Below are 19316 nucleotides of genomic sequence, written 5' to 3' on the forward strand. Positions count from 1 at the left end.
ATCTGGGCCTTGCCCGACGTAAGGGAATTGGCCAGAGGAAAGCCAAGGATCGTTTACGGGAGTTTCAACGGATCATGGCCCTCGACATCAAGATGCCGGCATTGTCGCCCACCATGGAAGAGGGCACGCTCGCACGCTGGCTGGTGAAGGTTGGCGACACGGTCTCCTCGGGCGACGTGATGGCCGAGATCGAGACCGACAAGGCGACAATGGAGTTCGAGGCGGTCGATGAAGGCGTGATCGCCGAAATCCTGATCGCGGAAGGCAGCGAGGGCGTGAAGGTCGGCGCGGTGATCGCGCGGCTGACGGTGGAAGGCGAGGAGGCTGCTCCGGCAGCAGCGCCCGCTGCGGCTGCACCGGTCGCTGCCGCCGATGGCCCTGCCGCGACTCCGACCGCCAAGAAGCTCGCCGAGGTGAACGGGATCGATCTCGCCGGCGTCACCGGCACCGGCCCCAAGGGCAAGATCACCAAGGAAGATGTCGAGGCTGCAATCCTCAAGGGCGGCGCTGCGGTGGTTGCGGCACCGGCAGCGGCACCGGCTCCCGCGCCTGCGGCAGCGCCCGTTGCGGCCTCCGGCGCGCGCATTGTCGCCTCGCCGCTCGCCAAGCGGATCGCGGCGGACAAGGGCATTGATCTGGCGTTGGTGAAGGGCACTGGCCCCAATGGCCGGATCGTCAAGGAAGATGTCGAGGCCTTCACCCCCGGCGCTGCGGCTCCCGCGCCTGCTGCTGCTCCGGCACCCGCTGCACCCGTTGCGCCCGCCGCTCCGGTGGCCGTCCCCAGCCTCGGCGGCGATCTCGATGCGCCTTACGAGGTGCAGAAGCTCAACAATGTCCGCAAGGTCATCGCCCGCCGCCTGACCGAAGCCAAGCAGACCATCCCGCACATCTACCTCACGGTCGACATCCGCCTCGATGCGCTGCTCAAGCTGCGCGGCGAACTGAACAAGAGCCTTGAGGCGGACGGAGTGAAGCTGTCGGTCAACGATCTGCTGATCAAGGCGCTCGCCCGCGCATTGCAGCGCGTGCCCAAGTGCAATGTCAGCTTCCAGGGCGATACGCTGCTGCAATTCACGCGGCAGGATATCTCGGTCGCGGTGGCAGCGCCTTCGGGCCTCATCACGCCGATCATCCGCGACGCTGGCCGCAAGGGCCTTGCCGAGATCAGCACCGAGATGAAGGCGCTCGCGAACAAGGCCAAGGACGGCAAGCTGCAACCGCACGAATTCCAGGGCGGCACGGCGAGCCTCTCCAACCTCGGCATGTTCGGCACCAAGCAGTTCGACGCAGTGATCAACCCGCCGCAAGCGATGATCCTCGCCGTCGGTGCGGGCGAGCAGCGTCCGTGGGTCGAGGACGGCCAGATCGTCCCCGCCACGGTCATGAGCGCCACCGGCAGCTTCGACCACCGCGCCATCGACGGCGCTGACGGGGCGCAGCTGATGGAAGCGCTGAAGCAGCTGTGCGAGAACCCGATGGGGCTGGTGGTCTAGCCCGATGCCATCGGGTGAATTGACGATCCGCGCCACGGCGATGCCCGCCGATACCAACCCCTATGGTGGGGTGTTTGGCGGTTGGCTGATGGCGCAGATGGCGCTGGGTGCGGGCTCCCTTGCGAGCCGCGTAGGGCAGAGTAAGGCGGTGGTCGTCTCGGCGAACGACTTCGCCTTCCCCGGCGCAATGGCGGTGGGGGACGAACTCAGCGTTTACTGCGAGTGTCTAGCCACCGGCACCACCTCGCTCACCATCGCGGCCGAGGCCATCGCCCGCGAGCGCAATGGCGAGGCAACGCAGACTGTCGCGCGCGGCACCTTCAAATTCGTGTTGATCGGCGAGGACGGCCGCCCGCGGGCGCTGGTCGCCAATCCCCAACTCCTCCTCCCCAAGGATGATACCAATGGCAAATGACTATGACGTGATCGTGCTAGGCTCCGGCCCCGGCGGCTATGTAGCGGCGATCCGCTGCGCGCAGCTCGGCCTCAAGACCGCCATCGTGGAGCGCGAGAACCTCGGCGGCATCTGTCTCAACTGGGGCTGCATCCCGACCAAGGCAATGCTGCGCTCGGCCGAGATTTTCCACTACATGCAGCACGCGGGCGATTACGGCCTTGTGGCGCAGGGGATCGAGGCCGACCTAGCCGCCATCGTCAAGCGCAGCCGCGGGGTCGCCAAGCAGCTCAATCAGGGCATCGGCCACCTGATGAAGAAGAACAAGATCACCGTGCACATGGGCACCGGCACGCTGACGGGGGCGAACAGCCTCACCGTCACAGGCGAGAAGTGCACCGAGGCCCTCACCGCCAAGCACATCATCGTCGCCACCGGTGCGCGCGCACGCGACCTGCCCTTTGCGCCCGCCGACGGCAAACGCGTGTGGACCTATCGCCACGCCATGACCCCTTCGGAACTGCCCGCCAAGCTGCTGGTGATCGGCTCGGGCGCGATCGGGATCGAGTTCGCTAGCTTCTACAATGATCTCGGCAGCGAAGTGACTGTCGTCGAAATGCTCGACCGGATCGTGCCGGTGGAGGACGCCGACGTCTCCAGCTTCCTCGAAAAGTCACTGAAGAAGCAGGGCATCACCATCATGACCGGTGCGGGTGTCGAGGCGATCAAGGTCTCGGAAAGCGGCATTCAGGCCACCATCAAGGACAAGGCGGGCACCAGCGCGAGCCACGACTTCACCCATGTGATCGTCGCCATCGGGATCGTGCCCAACACCGAGAATGTCGGGCTTGAGGGCCTTGCCGAGATGGATCGCGGTTTCATCCAGATCGATCCCTATGGCCGTACCAAGACACCCGGCCTGTGGGCGATCGGCGACTGCACACCCGGGCCGTGGCTGGCGCACAAGGCGAGCCACGAGGGCGTCACCTGTGCCGAGGCGATTGCGGCAGATCTCGGCAACACCGAGGTTCACCCGCACCCGCTCAATCGCAACAACATCCCGGGCTGCACCTACTGCCACCCGCAGATCGCGTCGGTCGGCCTTACCGAAGCCAAGGCGAAAGAGGCAGGTTACGACATCAAGGTCGGCAACTTCCCCTTCATCGGCAATGGCAAGGCCATCGCACTTGGCGAGGCCGAGGGCTTCATCAAGACGATCTTCGATGCGAAGACCGGCGAATTGCTCGGCGCGCACATGGTCGGCGCGGAAGTGACCGAACTGATCCAGGGCTACACCGTCGGCAAGACGCTGGAGACCACCGAGGCCGAGCTGATGCAGACCGTTTTCCCGCACCCGACGCTGTCCGAGATGATGCATGAAAGCGTGCTCGACGCGTACGGGCGGGCGCTGCACTTCTGATGGCCGGGCCTGCACCCGAGGCGCTGAAGGGCGAGGATTGGGCCGGCGAGATGGGCGCGCGGTGGCTCGCCAGTCTCGATCGCTTCGAAGGCATGATTGCCCCGATTGGCGCGGCCCTGCTGGCCCGGGCTGAGTATCACGCGGGCGAGCGGGTGCTCGATCTCGGCTGCGGCGGCGGGGCGACCACACTGGCGATTGCCGAAAGGGTCGGCCCGCAGGGCGCTGCGCTCGGGCTCGATGTTGCGCCGATGCTGATCGAGCGAGCGCGCCACCGGGCCAGCGCCGCCGCCAGCTCTGCGCGCTTCGTCTGCGCCGATGCCGCAACGGCGCACCTCGACACGCCGCCCTTCGACCGGCTGTTCTCGCGCTTCGGCTCGATGTTCTTCGATGCGCCCGTGCCCGCCTTTGCCAACCTCAAGACGATGCTGAAGCCGGGCGCGCGGATCGATCTCGCCGTCTGGGCCAACCCGCGTGACAACCTCTGGATGATGGAAGTGATGGGCGTCGCCCGCCGTCATGTCGAGATACCGCCGGCGGTGCCGCGTGCGCCCGGGCCCTTCGCTTTCGAGGATCTCGGCTATCTCGAAGAAGTGCTGACGGGCGCGGGGTTCGGCAGCATGGATGTGACCGCATACGAAGGTCTGCAACCAATCGGTGGGCCCGGAACTTCGCCGGTGGCGGCGACCGATTTCGTCCTTGCAGCCATGGCGGTCGGACGCGTCCTTGATGAGGCGGGCGCGGATGTGCGGGACGCAGCGCGCGCCGATCTCATCGCCCTCTTCACCGATCGCCACATTGAAGGCGAAGGCGTGATGATGGGCGCAAAGGCGTGGTTGGTGCGTGCAAACGTTTGAATATCTCGCTCCAGCCAGACGCATTGCGAAGCGCGTCTAGCACCGCGGCAACTCCCCTGGTTAACGCGCCCGGGGACGAATGTGGCGCATTTGAGGGCTTAAGCCTCCGGCAAACTACCTAGAATTAACCATTAACGCCTAACTCACCCTGCGTATGACTACGCAGTTTCTCTCGCGCCGCCCCTTCGCAGCCTCGCTTGCCGTTACGGCATGCTTGCTTTGTCCCACAACGCTGCCTTGGCGGCAGGTGTTTCGGCCGGCACGCTGATCGAGAATACGGCGGTTGCCAGCTACGATGATGGTGCAGGGCCGCGCACGATCAATTCCAACACCGTTACTGTGCGCGTCTGTCCGTCGTCAGAACATTCGGCACAACACGGGGCGTAAATTAGCGGAGTGCGGGCCTCGTCCGGGGGTTGATGTTACGCGGCGAGGTTGCGGTGTTGCAAGCGCCGATGTTCGATGGTCTGTCGCTTGATCCTTTCACGCTGTTTGATGATGGCTGGGGCCCTGCCGAAGTAGGCGTCGGCGGGTGTCACGTTGGACAGCGCTTCGTGATAACGCTGGTGGTTATAGTGCTCGACGAAGGCCTCGATCTGGGCCTCGAGGTCGCCGGGCAGGAAGTAGTTCTCCAGCAGGATGCGGTTTTTCAGGGTCTGGTGCCAGCGCTCGATCTTGCCCTGGGTTTGCGGGTGCATCGGGGCGCCGCGCACGTGGCTCATCTTGTTGGCCTCGATGTATTCCGCCAGTTCTCCCGCGATGTAACTGGGACCATTATCGCTGAGCAGCCTTGGCTTGTGCAGCACCGTGGCGCTGTCGCAGCCGGAAGCTGCCAGGGCGAGGTCCAGCGTGTCGGTCACATCCTCGGCCCGCATGTTGGTGCACAGCTTCCAGGCGATGATATAGCGCGAGAAGTCGTCGAGCACGGTGGAGAGATACATCCAGCCCCACCCGATGATCTTGAAGTAGGTAAAATCGGTCTGCCACATCTCGTTTGGCCGGGTGGTCTTGGTATGGAACGCATCAGCCGCTTTCACCACGACATAGGCCGGGCTGGTGATTAGGTCGTGTGCTTTCAGCAGGCGGTAAACCGTGGCTTCGGACACAAAGTATTGGCGTTCATCGGTAAATCGCACGGCCAGTTCGCGTGGGGACAGCTCGCTGTAATCCAGCGCGAGTCCGACGATCTGATCCTGCACCTCAGGCGCGATGCGGTTCCACACCCGGCTCGGCGCGGAGGGCGATCTTCCAGCGCCTCCGGCCCGCCCTCGAGATAGCGGTCATACCAGCGGTAGAAGGTCCGACGGGCGATGCCCAGCTTGTCGAGCGTCCGCTTGGCGGGCAGGTGGGACTGCTCGACGACCCTGATGATCTCAAGCTTCTCGGATGCGGGATACCTCATTCTTCGCCCTCCCCATCCGCGATCATGCTTTTTTTCAGCAGACGGTTTTCGAGCGTCAGGTCCGCAACGCATTCTTTGAGGGCACGGGCCTCGCGGCGCAGATCCTGCACTTCGCCGGTGGTTGCGGCACGAGCAGTATCACCGGCAAGTCGGCGCTTGCCCGCTTCCATGAACTCCTTCGACCAGGTGTAATACAAGCTCTGGGCGATGCCTTCCTTGCGGCAGAGCTCGGCGATGCTGTCTTCACCGCGTAGCCCATCGAGCACGATCCGGATCTTGTCTTCAGCCGAGAAATGACGACAGGTCTGCCGCCGGATGTCCTTCACAACCCGCTCAGCGGGGGGCTTTTTGGGTGCCGATTTTTTCAAGGAGGATTGGGTCTTCATCTTCGTTCCTTCGTCACTACGACGAAGCCCCAACCCTCCTTAAATCACAACCTCAAATCTGTGCCATTGGTGCTGACGGGGGACAGCGCTAGGGGTCACCGCATTAGTCGAAAAGCGCAAAACGAGGTGAACAGGCTCATGATCGCTACATCAGACGGAAAAGCAATGCTCGAAGGGGTTAAGGTCCTCGACCTGACCAGCGTGGTATTCGGGCCCTACTGCACCCAATTGCTCGCCGACCTTGGGGCTGAAGTGACGAAGATCGAAGCACCTGGAAGCGGGGATTCGTTCAGATGGTCCGGCAAGGCGGTCGCGACTAAGGGGATGAGCCCGGGGTTCATGACGATCAACCGCGGCAAGAAATCTGCGGTCCTGAACCTCAAAGAGCCTGATGATAATGCAATCTTGAAGGGCCTCCTGCGCGTCACAGACGTTTTCATACTGAACATCCGCGGCAAGGCAGCCGAGCGGTTAGGACTCGACTACGCCAGTGTGAAGGCGATCAATCCGGAGATCATCTACGTCCATTGCCTCGGCTTCGCTCAAGATGGGCCTTATGCCGATCTACAGGCCTACGACGACGTGATCCAGGCAGCTAGCGGCACCACGAGTTTGCTGAGTCGGGTAGATGGCGATCCGCGTGCGCGTTACCTTCCTTCGCTCATTGCGGACAAGGTTGCTGGCCTGCATGGAGCCTATGCCGTTTTAGCAGCAATTATACATAAGCTACGCACCGGTCACGGCCAACGTGTCGAAGTCCCGATGTTCGAGGCATTCACCAGCTTCATGCTGCTTGAGCACCTTGCGGGTGAAACATTCGACCCGCCGAATGCTCCGACCTGCTATGGCCGTCAGGTCGATCCCGATCGGCAGCCTTTTCCTACCTCAGACGGCTATATCAGTATCGTCGCTTATACCGATGAAGCGTGGCCGCGCATCTTTGAGATGCTTGGGAATCCGAGCTTTCTCTCGGATGAGCGGTTCGCAACCTTTAAGCTGCGGTCCATCAATATAGCGGCTCTCTATCAGGAGATTGCGCGACTAACGCAGAACTTCACTACAGCGGAGTTACTCGTGCTTTGCCACGGAGCACAGATACCAGCTCAAGCAGCGCGTGATATCTCCGAAATCAAGAATGATCCCCATCTCGAAGCTACCGGCTTCTTTAAACGCCGCACCCATCCGACGGAAGGTGACTATTTCGAGACACAGCCACCGATCCGCTTCGACGACTATGAGCGTCCGGTTCTCGATCACGCGCCAAAGCTAGGTGAACATTCCGAAGAGGTGCGCTTTGTCGCCAACGAACACCACACAATGCATCGGGCGCCCTGAGGCAAACACGACATTTCCACGGGCGTAGCGCTGGGGTCAGAATTGCGAGCCTGTCGCGCTCCTGATCAAGCATTTCGATGGACCGGCGCGGTCATGCGTTCGGCCGGCTCGGATTTTTCCAGTTCATCTAAAAAAAATTTCGCGCTGGGGTAGCCCGTGACAGTCACGATGCGCTCGGCCCCACCCCCGGGGGGGTATGGCGCGGGCTAAATCGAGAAACGAAGCAATTGGCTGGGATCCTATGCGGCCCATCGGCCTAACCATAGAACCGTGAAGGCGGCGGCCCATTCAAGTCAGCTCCCTATCGGGGAGCGGTTATGGTAACAGGCGGCGGTTGAGAGAAAAAGCCCAAGAGTTACAGATGAGATTGGCGGACAGGGTGGGATTCGAACCCACGGTAGGCTTGCACCTACGGCGGTTTTCAAGACCGCTGCCTTAAACCACTCGGCCACCTGTCCTTGTGCCAAGCGGCTAGCGCCAGACGAGGCCATTGTCACCACTCTTGTCATCAGTTCACCCCGCCAGAGGGGGAGAACGCCGATCCGGTTGTTGGGGATTCGGCCAAGGTGTGACATCCCTAGGCAGATGATTCCCCGCATCTCTTCTGCCCTTGTGCTTGGCCTTGCCGCGCTGGTGCTGGGCGCTCTGCCGCCCGCGAGCGCGCCTGCGGCCGCGCAAGCATCGCCGAGCGACGGGATCGACTTTGTGGCCTATCTCGAACTCCTCAAGGCCCGCGCGCGGGGCGAAGGCGTGAGCCCGGGTACGATCGAGCGGATGACGGCGGGTCTCACGCCCAATATGCGCGTGATCGCGCTTGACCAGAACCAGCCCGGCAGTGCCACCACCCGCGGCTATCCGCCGATGTCGGGCTATATCGCCACCCATGTCGATGCTGCGCGGATCGGCGGCGGACGCTCTGTCTATGCCCAGCATCGCGACCAGCTTGCCCGGATCGAGGCCGAGACCGGCGTGCCGGGTGCGATTATCATCGCGATCTTCGGGCACGAGACCAGCTATGGCCGTGTCAAGGGCGACTTCGATCTCGCCCGCAGCCTCGCCACGCTGGCATGGGAAGGGCGGCGGCGCGAGCTTTTCGCCGGCGAATTCGTCGCGCTGCTCAAGATTGCGGACAAGGGCTACCCGCGCGCCAGCCTCGTGGGCAGCTATGCCGGGGCTTTCGGTAATCCGCAGTTCCTCCCCACCGTCTATCTGCGGCTTGCAGTGGATGGGGACGGAGACGGGCGGGCCGATATCTTCGCCAACCGCGCCGATACCTTCGCCTCGGTCGCCAATTACTTCCGCGATGCCGGATGGCGCGCTGGCCAGCCCTGGGGCGTGCGCGCGGCGGTGCCGGACGGGTTCAATGCCGCAGCCTACAAGACCCGCATTGCCGCACCCCAGTGTCCGCGCGTGCACGAGCGGTTGTCCATGTGGAAGACCGTGGCCGAATGGCGCAGCCTTGGCGTTGTGGCGCAGCGAGGCCTCGCCGATGACGTGATGGTCTCGCTGTTCCAGCCCGATGGCCCCGGCTCGCCCGCCTGGCTGGTGACCGGCAATTACCGCGTCATCCTCGAATATAACTGCTCCAGCTACTATGCCCTGAGCGTGGGGCTGCTGGCCGACGAAATCGTGAACTGAGCCCCTTGCGCGCCTCGCCAAGGGACAGGTGCACGGGTATAGCCGCGCGCGTGATGATGGCTCTGAAACACCGCTTGCTGCTGCCCCTGATTCTTCTCGGTCTGTTGGCCAGCCCTGCCCATGCGCAGCGGTTTGGCGAGCGGGTGATTCCGGCAGTTCCCACGCCGGAAGAAGCGCCGGTGGCGATGCTGGTCGACATCACCAGCGGGCAGGTGCTCCACGCCCGTAATCCCGATCGGCGCTTCATGCCCGCCTCGGTGACGAAGGTGATGACGCTCTATCTCGCCTTCGATCTGATCGAAGAGGGCAAGCTCGATCCGGCGCAGATCTTCAGCATGAGCCCGGTTGTCGCGCGTGAATGGCGGCGCAAGGGTTCGACCATGTTCCTTGTGCAGGGCGAGCGGGTGCGGGTGGATGATCTCCTGCTCGGCATCGCCAATGTCTCGGCCAATGATGGCGCGGCGGTGCTGGCCGAAGGACAGGCCGGATCGGTTGCGGCATGGACGGCGAAGATGAATGCGACCGCGCGCGGGATCGGCATGAGCGGTAGCCATTTCGGCACCCCCAACGGCTTTCCCGACGAGGGGCGAACCTTCACCACCGCCCGCGATCTGGTGACCTTGGCGCGCGCGATGATCGCCCGCCATCCGGACAAGTTCGCCTATTACATCGGCCGCCCGGGCTTCGACTACAAAGGCATCGCGCAGGTCAATCACGATCCCTTGCTGGGCCGCCTTGCGGGAGCGGACGGGATCAAGACCGGCTTCACCAATGAATCCGGCTTCTCCTACCTCGGCACTGCGCGGCGCGACGGGAAACGGCTCGTTCTGGTGCTGGGCGGGGTCGACAACGGGCGACTGCGTGCGAAAGTCGCCAGGGCCTATATGGAATGGGGCTTTTCCGCCTTCGAGCGGCGGCGGCTGTATGATCCGGGTGCCGAAGTCGGCGCGGCGCGGGTGCAGAACGGCGATGCGCGCAGCGTGGCGCTGGTCGGCAAGGGCGCGGTGGCGATCAACCTGCCGCGCGATGCCTCGGGAAAGCTCGCAGCTCGCATCCGCTATGACGGGCCGCTGCGCGCGCCCATCGCTGCCGGTCAGGAAGTCGCGGTGCTGGAAGTGACCGCCCCCGGCCTATCGCCAGCGCGCATCCCGCTCTACGCGGCCGAAGCGGTGGGCGTGGCCGGGCCGTTTGACCGGGTCATCAATGCTGTGGCAGGTCTGTTCTCGTGAGCAGCGCGCGGGGTCGCTTTATCGCCTTCGAGGGCGGGGAGGGGGCGGGCAAGTCCACGCAGGCACGGCTGCTGGCCGAAGCCTTGCGTGCGCGCGGGATCGATGTCGTCGTCACGCGCGAGCCGGGCGGCACCCCGGGGGCCGAGGCGATCCGATCGCTTCTGCTCGCCCCGCCAGGTGCCGAAGGCTGGATGCCGCAGGCCGAAGCCCTGCTGTTCGCTGCCGCCCGGGCCGATCACCTCGCGCACCTGATCCGTCCGGCGCTCGCCCGCGGCACATGGGTGGTCTGCGACCGCTTCGTCGATTCAAGCCGCGCCTATCAGGGCGGGGCTGGCGGACTGGGGGACGACGCGATCCTTGCGCTCCACGAGTTCGGCAGCGAGGGGATGAGGCCCGATGCGGTCATCCTGCTCGAAGGCAGCGAGGAAGCACTCGCCGCACGCCTTGCCGCACGCGGCAATGACGCCGATGCCATCGAAGGCCGGCCGGCGGAGTATCACCGCGCCGTCGCCGCGGCCTTCCGCGCTCTGGCGGAAGGGGACCCGCAAGGCTTTGCCCGGATCGATGCCGTGGGCACGCCCGAGGACGTCCATACGCGGATCATGTTTGCCATCGCGGGGCTTCTTCCGTGACGGACTGGCCCAATCATGACGAGGCGTGGCGTCAGTGGCGCGATGCTCTGGGTGGGGAGCGGATGCATCATGGCTGGCTGCTCGCGGGCAAGGCCGGCCTCGGCAAGCGCGACTTCGCCATGGCCGCCGCGCGCGAATTGGTGGCAGAGCCCGGCATCCCGCAGCCTTCGGGCGATCACCCCGATATCATCACGCTCACCTATGGTCCCAAGGACGACAAGGCCGAGCGCGCCGCCGCCGATGGCAAACCCTTCGAGCTCGCGCGTTCGATCCGCATCAAGCAGATCCGCGCCATGCAGCGCCGCCTTGTCACCCGCCCGACGCTGGGGAGCCGCCGCGCGATCATCATCGACCCGGCCGACGACATGGAAAAGGCCGCCGCCAACGCATTGCTCAAGAGCCTTGAGGAGCCGCCCGCCGGCACGTTCTTCCTGCTGGTAACCCACCGTCCCGCGCGCCTGCTGCCGACCATCCGATCGCGTTGCCGCACCTTGCGCTTTCCCGCGCTCTCGGACAGCCAGCTTGCCGCGATGCTGGCGGATGAAGGCCTTCCGCCCGATCCCGGTGCGATCGCTGCGGCGGAGGGGTCCTTCGGCGCGGCCCTGCGGTTTGCCGCGCAGGATCTCGCGCCCATTGCCAAAGTGATTTCGGCACTCGTCGCCGCCGGTGACAGCGGGATGACCGGACGCGGCGAGCTTGCACGATTGATCGGCCCAAGGGCTGATCGCGAGCGGGTGCAGGCTGTGCTCGATCTGGCGCAGTCGCTCGTCGCGCGGGCCGCGCGGGCAAGCGAGGACAGCGAGCGCCGCCTGCGCCTTGCCGATACCCACGCCGCGCTGTTCAGCCTCGCCGCCGAGGCACCGACCGCCAATTTCGATCCCGGGATGCTCCCCTTCGAGATCGGCAGCTTGCTTGTCGCGGCCGCCCCCGCTAGCGAACCGGCCCATGGCTGAGACCGACACCACTCCCTTCTACATCACCACCGCGATCTCCTATCCCAACGGGCGGCCGCATATCGGCCATGCCTATGAGGCGATTGCGGCCGACGTGATAGCGCGCTTCCAGCGGCTGATGGGCCGCCGCGTGCGGTTCCAGACCGGCACCGACGAGCACGGGCTGAAGATGGCCCGCAAGGCCGAGGAGCAGGGCCGCACTCCGTCCGAGCTTGCCGACGAAATGTCCGGCTATTTCCGCGAGATGTGCGATGCTTTGAATGTGTCCTATGACCGTTTCATCCGGACGTCGGAACCCGATCATCACCGCGCCAGTCAGGCGATCTGGCAGGCGATGGAAGCTGCGGGCGATCTCTATCTAGATTGCTACGAAGGCTGGTACTCGGTCCGTGACGAGGCCTATTACGACGCGAGCGAACTGGTCGAGGGCGAGGGCGGGGCAAAGCTCTCCCCGCAAGGCACGCCGGTCGAATGGACGGTCGAGGAAAGCTGGTTCTTCCGACTTTCGAAGTATCAAGGCCAACTGCTTGAATTGCTGAAGACGCCGGGCTTCCTCGAACCGGCGAGCCGCCGCAACGAGATGATCGCCTTTGTCGAACAGGGCCTGCGCGATCTTTCGGTCAGCCGCACCTCTTTCGACTGGGGCGTGAAGGTGCCCGGCAGCGAGGGGCATGTCATGTATGTGTGGGTCGATGCGCTCACCAACTATCTGACGGGTCTCGGCTATCCTGAAGACATGGGTGATTTCTGGCCCGCCAGCCTGCACCTGATCGGCAAGGACATCGTGCGCTTCCACACGATTTACTGGCCCGCCTTCCTGATGAGCGCCAATCTGGCGCTGCCAAAGCAGGTTTTCGGCCACGGCTTCCTGCTCAACCGCGGGCAGAAGGAATCGAAGTCGCTCGGCAATGTCACCGATCCGCTTGAACTGGCGGAGACTTTCGGTGTCGATGCCTTGCGCTATTTCCTGATGCGCGAAGTCGCCTTCGGTCAGGACGGGTCGTACTCGCCTGAAGCGATTGTGCTGCGCGCCAATGGCGAACTCGGCAATGCCTTCGGCAACCTTGCGCAGCGCACGCTGGGCTTCATCGCCAAAAACCTCGAAGGCTATCTTCCTGCGATCCACGGGCACCAGGATGCCGACAGCGCGCTGTTCGAGACGGTTGATCGTGCGATCTCGACGGAGATTCCTCAGGCATTCGAAAGTCTTGCGCTTCAGCAGGCGGTCGAAGCCTGGCTTCAGGCCGTGTTCGCCTGCAACGCCTATATCGACGCGCAGGCACCGTGGACCTTGCGCAAGACCGATCCCAAACGGATGGAGACAGTGCTCGCCACGCTTTACATCTGCATCGCGCAGCTTGCCGTAGCGATCAGCCCGGTGATCCCGGCAAGCGCTTCCAAGCTGCTCGATATGCTCGGTATTCCGGAAAATCTTCGCGATCTCGAAGGTATCCGCGGCCACTGGTATTCGCCACTGGCCGAGAGCAACTACCAGCTCGCCCCGCCGACCCCGCTGTTCCCGCGGCTCGAACTGCCGGCGGAGGAGGCATCCGCCTGATGCTGGTCGATAGCCATTGCCACCTCGAATACAAAGGCCTCGTCGAGGACCGCGAGGGCGTGTTGGAGCGCGCGCGGGCGGCGGGCATCGGCGCCTTCCTCAATATCTCGACCCGCCAGAGCGAGTGGGATCAGGTGGTCGGTACCGCCGCGCGCGAGCCCGATGTGTTCGCCTCTGTCGGCATCCACCCGCACGAGGCGGACGCGCATCAGGATCTTGGTCGCGCCGCCCTGCTGGAAGCGACGCAGCACCCCAAGGTGATCGCGATCGGCGAAACCGGGCTCGACTACTATTACGACAAGTCGGACAGAGAGGCGCAGAAGTCGCTGTTCCGCATGCATATTGATGTTGCGCGCGAAACCCAGTTGCCCCTCATCATCCATACCCGCGATGCCGAAGAAGATACCCACGCGATCCTTGCCGAGGAGATGGGGAAGGGGGCCTTCCCCGCGCTGATCCACTGCTTCACCGCCTCGGCCGATTTCGCCGACAAGGTGCTCGCGCTGGGGCTGACGATCTCGCTTTCCGGGATCGTCACGTTCAAGAACGCGCGCGAATTGCAGGAGGTCGCCAAGGTGATCCCCGAGGATCGCCTGCTGGTCGAGACCGACAGCCCCTTCCTCGCACCCGTGCCGCATCGGGGGAGGGTGTGCGAGCCGGCCTATGTGGCTGATACCGCCGCCTTCGTCGCGGGCTTGCGCGGAACGGATGTGGAACACCTGAAACAGGTTACCACCAAGAACTTCTTCAATCTTTTCAGCAAGGCACGCCCGTGAAGCTGGTGATGCTCGGTTCTGGCACCTCGACCGGGGTGCCGCGACTGGGCGGGCCGGATGGCACCGGCGACTGGGGCGATTGCGATCCGGACGAGCCGCGCAACCGCCGCACACGGGTTTCGATCCTGGTCGAGAGCGATGAAGGCCGTCGGTTGCTGGTCGATACCTCGTCCGATTGCCGCGCACAGCTGCTCGCCAACCGGATCGGCAGCATCGACGCGGTGTTCTGGACCCATGATCATGCCGATCACTGCCACGGCATCGATGATTTGCGGGTGCTGCGCTATGGCCGTGCCGGCCCGATCCCGGGTTTTGCCTCAAGCGAAACCGTGCGGCGATTGCGCCAGCGCTTCGGCTATGTGTTTGCCGGGCAGGAAGGCTATCCCACGATCTGCACCATCGACACGCTCGACCGGTTGAAGATGATCGCGGGTTTCGGCGTCGAGTGGTGCCAGATGGAGCATGGACCGGGCGAAACTACCGCTTTCCGCTTTGAAGCTGATGGAAAATCCATTGGCTATGCCACAGATTTTAGTGCAATTTCCGATGACATGATCGATTTGTTCTACAAGGTCGATATTCTCGTGAGCGACTGTCTGCGCCGCGAACCGCATCCTACGCATGCGCATCTTGGGATGGCGATCGAACTCGGCGAGACCTGCAAGGCCGGCCGCGTGGTGCTTAGCCATCTCGACAAGAGCATGGATTATCGCGCGCTGTGCGATGAGGTGCCGGATTTCGTAACCGTCGGATATGACTGTCTGGAGATCACGGCTTGAACGAATATGCGATCTACCTCGTGATCGCGACGATTGGTTGCCTTGTTCTGGTGGTGGCCGAATTGAAGTCGCATCGCCTGGGTTTGTGGAAGAATGTCCGGCTCGCGCTGATCTGGCTGGCGATTTTTGCGGGGCTATATCTGCTGACTGTGTGGTTCCTGATGGCGCAGGACACCACCAGCGCCCTGATCTAAAGTTTACATAATATATATTATCCATCTCAAGGATTGCCATGAGCGAGCTTGCCGATCTCCCCCCTCTCGAGCGTTTGCTGGCGATCATGGCGCGCTTGCGCGATCCTGACGCTGGTTGTGATTGGGACCTCGCGCAGGACTTCGGTACCATCGCGCCCTATACGATCGAGGAAGCTTACGAAGTCGCGGACGCAATCGCGCGCTCCGACATGATCGACCTGCGTGACGAACTTGGCGACCTGCTCTTCCAGGTCGTGTTCCACGCCCGCATGGCCGAGGAAGCCGGACACTTCTCCTTCGCCGATGTCGCCGCGGCAATCAGTGACAAGATGCTCGCGCGCCATCCGCATGTCTTTGCCGATGCCGGCGGTGCTATGACCGAAGCCCGCTGGGAAGATCTCAAGGAAACCGAGCGCGCTGCGAAGGGCGTCACCAGCGCACTGGACGGTGTCGCATTGTCGCTGCCAGCCTTGATGCGCGCCCAGAAACTCCAGAAGCGCGCCGCGCGCACCGGCTTCGACTGGCCCGATCCCAGGGGCTCGGAATTGAAGATCGCCGAGGAAATCGATGAACTTAAGGCCGCCACCTCGGAGGCAGACAGGTTCGAGGAAGCCGGTGACCTGCTGTTCGCCGTGGTCAACTTCGTCCGCGCCCACGGGATCAGCGCCGAGGATGCCTTGCGTGCGGCCAATGCCAAGTTCGAACGGCGCTTCCGCGGGATGGAACATCTGGCCGGAGAGGACTTTCCCAAGCTCTCGCTCGAAGCTCAGGAGGAATTGTGGCAACGCGCCAAGAAAGGCGAGCAAGTCACTTGATTTACTAACTTAAAGTGGCGAATTGCCCCAATTCCTTGGGGTTCAGCCGCACAGTAATGCGACGCTGAGGGCCTGCCTCGCCATCGCCCGCATCCTCTTCGGCCAGCACATCGCCATGGGCATGAAGCCAGGCGAGGCGCCGTCCGTCTGACAGGGGCAGGATGAAGCTCACCTCCCGCGCGGTTCCGGTAAGCATGCCGGCGATCCGCGCCTCGAAATCAGCCATCCCCTCGCCCGTCACCGCAGAGAGGATAACCGCCCCCTGCCCTTCGGCACTCTCGCGCAATTCCTCAAGAGCTTCAGCGTCCAGCAGATCGCACTTGTTCCAGACTTCAAGGATGGGGATCGAGCTCTCGCCGTTCTCCTTGTCGACGACGCCGAGATCCGCGAGCACCTCCATCACCTGCTTCTTCTGCGCTGCATGGCTGGAATTGGCCATGTCGCGCACGTGGCAGATCACATCCGCGCCGGTCACTTCCTCCAGTGTCGCGCGGAAGGCCGCCACCAGCTGCGTCGGCAGATCGGAAATGAAGCCCACAGTGTCGGAGAGGATCGCCTTTTCGACACCGGCCAGACGGATCGCGCGCATGGTGGGATCAAGCGTGGCGAAGAGCAGATCCTCGGCCATTACCTCGGCGCCGGTCAAGCGATTGAAAAGCGTGGATTTCCCGGCATTGGTATAGCCCACAAGCGCAATCACCGGCCAGGGCGCGCGCCCGCGGCGTTCACGGTGCAGCGTGCGGGTCTTGCGCACCTGCTCCAGTTCGCGGCGCAGGCGGCCCATGCGCTGGCGGATCATGCGGCGGTCAGCCTCGATCTGGGTCTCGCCCGGACCACCAAGGAAGCCGAAGCCGCCGCGCTGGCGTTCAAGGTGGGTCCAGCTGCGCACGAGCCGGCTCTGCTGGTAATCGAGATGGGCAAGCTCAACCTGCAAGCGACCCTCGGCCGTCGCCGCGCGTTCGCCGAAGATTTCGAGGATCAGTCCGGTCCGGTCGATCACCTTGCGCTTCAGCCGGTCTTCGAGATTGCGCTGCTGGATCGGGGTGAGCGCGCCGTCGACGATCACCAGTTCGGCCTCGTACTGCTCGCACCAGATCGCGATATTCTCGACCTGACCCGATCCGAACAGCGTGTTGGGCTGCATCTTGCGGATCGGCAGGATCGCCGAATGCGAGACGACAATGCCGATCGCCAGGGCCAGCCCTTCGGCCTCGGCGAGGCGCTCGCGCGCGTCGAGATCATAGCGCAGCGCCTTGATATCAGGGCACAGCACCAGCGCCCGCGCACCGCGGGTCACCTCGTTATCGAATTCGCTCTCGAAGCTCAGTCGTCGGCCCCGTCGTCATCGAATTCATCGTCGCCATCGACGCTGAGATCGACCGCCCCTGCGGGCTGGATGGTGGAAACCGCATGCTTGTAGGCGAGCTGCACCGCGCCGTCGCGTTCCAGCATCATGCAGAACAGATCATAGGCGGCGATCCGCCCCTGCAGCATCACGCCGTTGACGAGGAACATCGTCACCTGCACCTCGGCCTCCGCGACGCGGCTGAGGAACACGTCCTGCAGAAGCTTGGGCTTGCGTCCGCCCGCACCGCTCGCGAATTGTTCGGGATCGAGCGACTGGCCGGGCATGATCGTCGAAATCGCGTGCTTGTAGACCAGCTGCGACTGGCCATCGCGGCGCAGCAGGATCGAGAAATTGTCGAACCAGGTGACAATCCCCTGCAGCTTCACGCCCTTCACCAGGAACATGGTGACGGGAATCTTGTTCTTGCGCAGCAGGTTGAGGAAGGCGTCCTGAAGATTGCCCTGACGGCCTGCGCCGCCATCTGACCCGCGCGTTTCTGCCGGAGCGGCTGTGCGGGTGACCGGACGAGGGGAGAGCGTTCGCCCTGTGGACATGGTCTTGGCTCCTGTTCTTGGCGGCCGGTTTTTGCGGTCCGCGAGTTTGCAAGCCCTGCTGCCGATCCGTGCAGCGTGACTCCAGATGCCATAATGGCGATTGCCAACCCTTGGGACAAGGTTTGTTTTGGGTTTGATTTGGCGGGACTTACTCGCCCTCGCCTTCGCCGCCGCCTTCGCTGTCGTCCCGCCGGTCAGCCATACCGAGCAGCTTGAGCTTGCGGTGGAGCGCGGAGCGTTCCATCCCGATGAAGCTCGCGGTTTTCGAGATATTGCCCGAGAAGCGGCGGATCTGGATCGCCAGATATTCCCGCTCGAAGCTCTCCCGCGCCTCGCGCAGCGGCACGCCCATGATGGCCGAGAGGTTCTCCCCCGTCATCCCGATCTGCCCCCCGGTGATCTCCGGCGGGAGCATGTCGGGCTCGACAGTGGTGAGCTTTTCGCGCGGGGTCATGATGATCGTGCGCTCGACCACGTTGCGCAGCTGGCGGACATTGCCCGGCCAGTCATAGGCCTGCAACGCCGCCATCGCCTCGCTCGAAATCTCCGGCGGGGCAAGGCCCTGATCATTGGAGTAGCGGGTGAAGAAATGCTCGGCCAGCACGGGAATATCCTCGCGCCGCTGGGCCAGCGAGGGGATCGCCACGGGCACCACATTAAGGCGATAGAACAGGTCTTCGCGGAACCGCTTTTCCGCCATTTCCACGGTGAGATCGCGGGTGGTCGAGGAGACCACGCGCACATCCACCCCGATCTGCCGCGTGCCGCCCACGCGCACGAAGCTCTGGTCGGTCAGCACACGCAGTATCCGCGCCTGGGTGGAGAGCGGCATGTCGGCGATTTCGTCGAGATAGAGCGTTCCGCCATCAGCGAGTTCGAGCAGGCCCGGGCGCACCTGTTTGCCGTTCACTTCCTCGCCGAACAATTCCTGCTCGAAGCGCTCGGGTGTGATGCGCGCCGAGTTGACCAGCACGAAAGCGCCATTGGCCCGCCCGCTCCATGCGTGGAGCAAGCGCGCGGCAACTTCCTTGCCTGCTCCCGGAGGCCCGGAAATCAGCACCCGGCTGCCGGTGTTGGAGACCCGCTTCAAGGTTGCGCGCACGGAGTTGATGGTGGGCGAATTGCCGGTGAATTCGGCGCTCGACCAACTGCCTTCGCGCAGACGCGAGTTCTCGCGCCGCAGCCTTTCGGTCTCGGTCGCGCGTTCGACCAGCAGCAGCAGGCGCTCGGCCTCGAAGGGCTTTTCGATGAAGTCCATCGCCCCGCGCCCGACCGCAGCAACCGCCGTGTCGATATTGCCATGGCCGGAGAAGATGATCACCGGCAGGCCCGGCTCGCGCGCCTTGATCGCATCGAGCAGTTCGAGCCCGTCCATCTGGCTGCCGTGAAGCCACACGTCGAGCAGCACGAGGCTCGGCCGGCGCTCGTCGATCGCGGCCAGCGCCTCGGTGCTGTCGGCTGCGGTGCGGCAGACATAGCCTTCATCGCCGAGCACGCCCGCGACCAGTTCGCGGATATCGCGTTCGTCATCGACGATCAGGATTTCGAGCGCCATT

General features: G+C 63.8%; 17 protein-coding genes, 1 tRNA gene and 1 pseudogene. 14 read left to right on the plus strand and 5 right to left on the minus strand.

The features are described from left to right. Positions 1-74 precede the first annotated feature (74 nt). Genes RSE14_RS02810 through RSE14_RS02825 form a run of 4 tightly spaced genes read left to right on the plus strand, consistent with a single transcriptional unit; the run spans position 75 to position 4161 of the window. Complete coding sequence (locus RSE14_RS02810; protein WP_324075726.1) at positions 75-1493, plus strand: 2-oxo acid dehydrogenase subunit E2; 1419 nt, start codon at positions 75-77, stop codon at positions 1491-1493. A 4-nt stretch (positions 1494-1497) separates the two neighbouring features. Beyond that, the gene (locus tag RSE14_RS02815) at positions 1498-1908 is read left to right on the plus strand and encodes an acyl-CoA thioesterase (RefSeq protein WP_324075727.1); all 411 of its coding nucleotides are present in this window, start codon (positions 1498-1500) and stop codon (positions 1906-1908) included. Continuing rightward, on the plus strand, positions 1898-3307 hold the full coding sequence (gene lpdA / locus RSE14_RS02820; protein WP_324075728.1) for a dihydrolipoyl dehydrogenase: 1410 nt from the start codon (positions 1898-1900) through the stop codon (positions 3305-3307). The genes RSE14_RS02815 and lpdA overlap by 11 nt, the downstream gene beginning before the upstream one ends. Next, entirely contained in the window at positions 3307-4161 is an 855-nt protein-coding gene (locus RSE14_RS02825) for a class I SAM-dependent methyltransferase (RefSeq protein ID WP_324075729.1), read from the plus strand. The genes lpdA and RSE14_RS02825 overlap by 1 nt, the downstream gene beginning before the upstream one ends. Before the next feature lie 422 nt (positions 4162-4583). Here RSE14_RS02825 and RSE14_RS02830 read toward each other — a convergent pair. Next, positions 4584-5949 (minus strand): annotated as a pseudogene (locus RSE14_RS02830) (IS3 family transposase). 138 nt (positions 5950-6087) lie between these two features. Between RSE14_RS02830 and RSE14_RS02835 the strand changes: the two are divergent. Next, entirely contained in the window at positions 6088-7284 is a 1197-nt protein-coding gene (locus tag RSE14_RS02835) for a CaiB/BaiF CoA transferase family protein (RefSeq protein WP_324075730.1), read from the plus strand. 368 nt (positions 7285-7652) lie between these two features. On the opposite strand, the gene RSE14_RS02840 is transcribed toward RSE14_RS02835, so the two are convergent. Continuing rightward, positions 7653-7742, minus strand: a tRNA-Ser gene (locus tag RSE14_RS02840). A gap of 127 nt (positions 7743-7869) precedes the next feature. Between RSE14_RS02840 and RSE14_RS02845 the strand changes: the two genes are divergently transcribed. From RSE14_RS02845 to mazG, 9 genes are read left to right on the plus strand one after another with little or no spacing between them, the layout of a single operon-like run. Further along, positions 7870-8922 carry a lytic murein transglycosylase gene (locus RSE14_RS02845; RefSeq protein ID WP_324075731.1) on the plus strand — a complete coding sequence of 351 codons (1053 nt, stop codon included), beginning with the start codon at positions 7870-7872 and terminating at the stop codon, positions 8920-8922. 53 nt (positions 8923-8975) lie between these two features. Beyond that, on the plus strand, positions 8976-10151 hold the full coding sequence (locus RSE14_RS02850) for a D-alanyl-D-alanine carboxypeptidase family protein (RefSeq protein WP_324075732.1): 1176 nt from the start codon (positions 8976-8978) through the stop codon (positions 10149-10151). After that, complete coding sequence (gene tmk, locus RSE14_RS02855; RefSeq protein WP_324075733.1) at positions 10148-10783, plus strand: dTMP kinase; 636 nt, start codon at positions 10148-10150, stop codon at positions 10781-10783. Before RSE14_RS02850 ends, tmk begins: the two co-directional genes overlap by 4 nt. Beyond that, a complete protein-coding gene (locus tag RSE14_RS02860; protein WP_324075734.1) occupies positions 10780-11736 on the plus strand; it encodes a DNA polymerase III delta subunit-related protein in 957 nt (318 codons plus the stop codon). Before tmk ends, RSE14_RS02860 begins: the two co-directional genes overlap by 4 nt. Beyond that, entirely contained in the window at positions 11729-13294 is a 1566-nt protein-coding gene (gene metG / locus RSE14_RS02865; protein WP_324075735.1) for a methionine--tRNA ligase, read from the plus strand. The genes RSE14_RS02860 and metG overlap by 8 nt, the downstream gene beginning before the upstream one ends. Further along, complete coding sequence (locus RSE14_RS02870) at positions 13294-14070, plus strand: TatD family hydrolase (RefSeq protein ID WP_324075736.1); 777 nt, start codon at positions 13294-13296, stop codon at positions 14068-14070. The genes metG and RSE14_RS02870 overlap by 1 nt, the downstream gene beginning before the upstream one ends. Next, the gene (locus RSE14_RS02875; RefSeq protein WP_324075737.1) at positions 14067-14849 is read left to right on the plus strand and encodes an MBL fold metallo-hydrolase; all 783 of its coding nucleotides are present in this window, start codon (positions 14067-14069) and stop codon (positions 14847-14849) included. Before RSE14_RS02870 ends, RSE14_RS02875 begins: the two co-directional genes overlap by 4 nt. Continuing rightward, positions 14846-15043 carry a hypothetical protein gene (locus tag RSE14_RS02880; RefSeq protein ID WP_324075738.1) on the plus strand — a complete coding sequence of 66 codons (198 nt, stop codon included), beginning with the start codon at positions 14846-14848 and terminating at the stop codon, positions 15041-15043. The genes RSE14_RS02875 and RSE14_RS02880 overlap by 4 nt, the downstream gene beginning before the upstream one ends. A gap of 38 nt (positions 15044-15081) precedes the next feature. After that, on the plus strand, positions 15082-15858 hold the full coding sequence (mazG, locus tag RSE14_RS02885; protein WP_324075739.1) for a nucleoside triphosphate pyrophosphohydrolase: 777 nt from the start codon (positions 15082-15084) through the stop codon (positions 15856-15858). Positions 15859-15862: 4 nt separating this feature from the next. On the opposite strand, the gene hflX is transcribed toward mazG, so the two are convergent. The 3 genes from hflX to RSE14_RS02900 all read right to left on the minus strand — a co-directional run bounded on the left by hflX (position 15863) and on the right by RSE14_RS02900 (position 19315). Further along, the gene (gene hflX, locus RSE14_RS02890; RefSeq protein WP_324075740.1) at positions 15863-17155 is read right to left on the minus strand and encodes a GTPase HflX; all 1293 of its coding nucleotides are present in this window, start codon (positions 17153-17155) and stop codon (positions 15863-15865) included. 26 nt (positions 17156-17181) lie between these two features. Continuing rightward, the gene (gene hfq / locus RSE14_RS02895) at positions 17182-17760 is read right to left on the minus strand and encodes an RNA chaperone Hfq (protein ID WP_324075741.1); all 579 of its coding nucleotides are present in this window, start codon (positions 17758-17760) and stop codon (positions 17182-17184) included. A 148-nt stretch (positions 17761-17908) separates the two neighbouring features. Then, positions 17909-19315 (minus strand): nitrogen assimilation response regulator NtrX, encoded by a 1407-nt coding sequence (locus RSE14_RS02900; protein ID WP_324075742.1) that lies wholly within the window; start codon positions 19313-19315, stop codon positions 17909-17911. Between the last annotated feature and the right edge of the window lies 1 nt (position 19316).

It is taken from the genome of Erythrobacter sp. (assembly GCF_035194505.1).
Lineage (GTDB): Bacteria > Pseudomonadota > Alphaproteobacteria > Sphingomonadales > Sphingomonadaceae > Erythrobacter.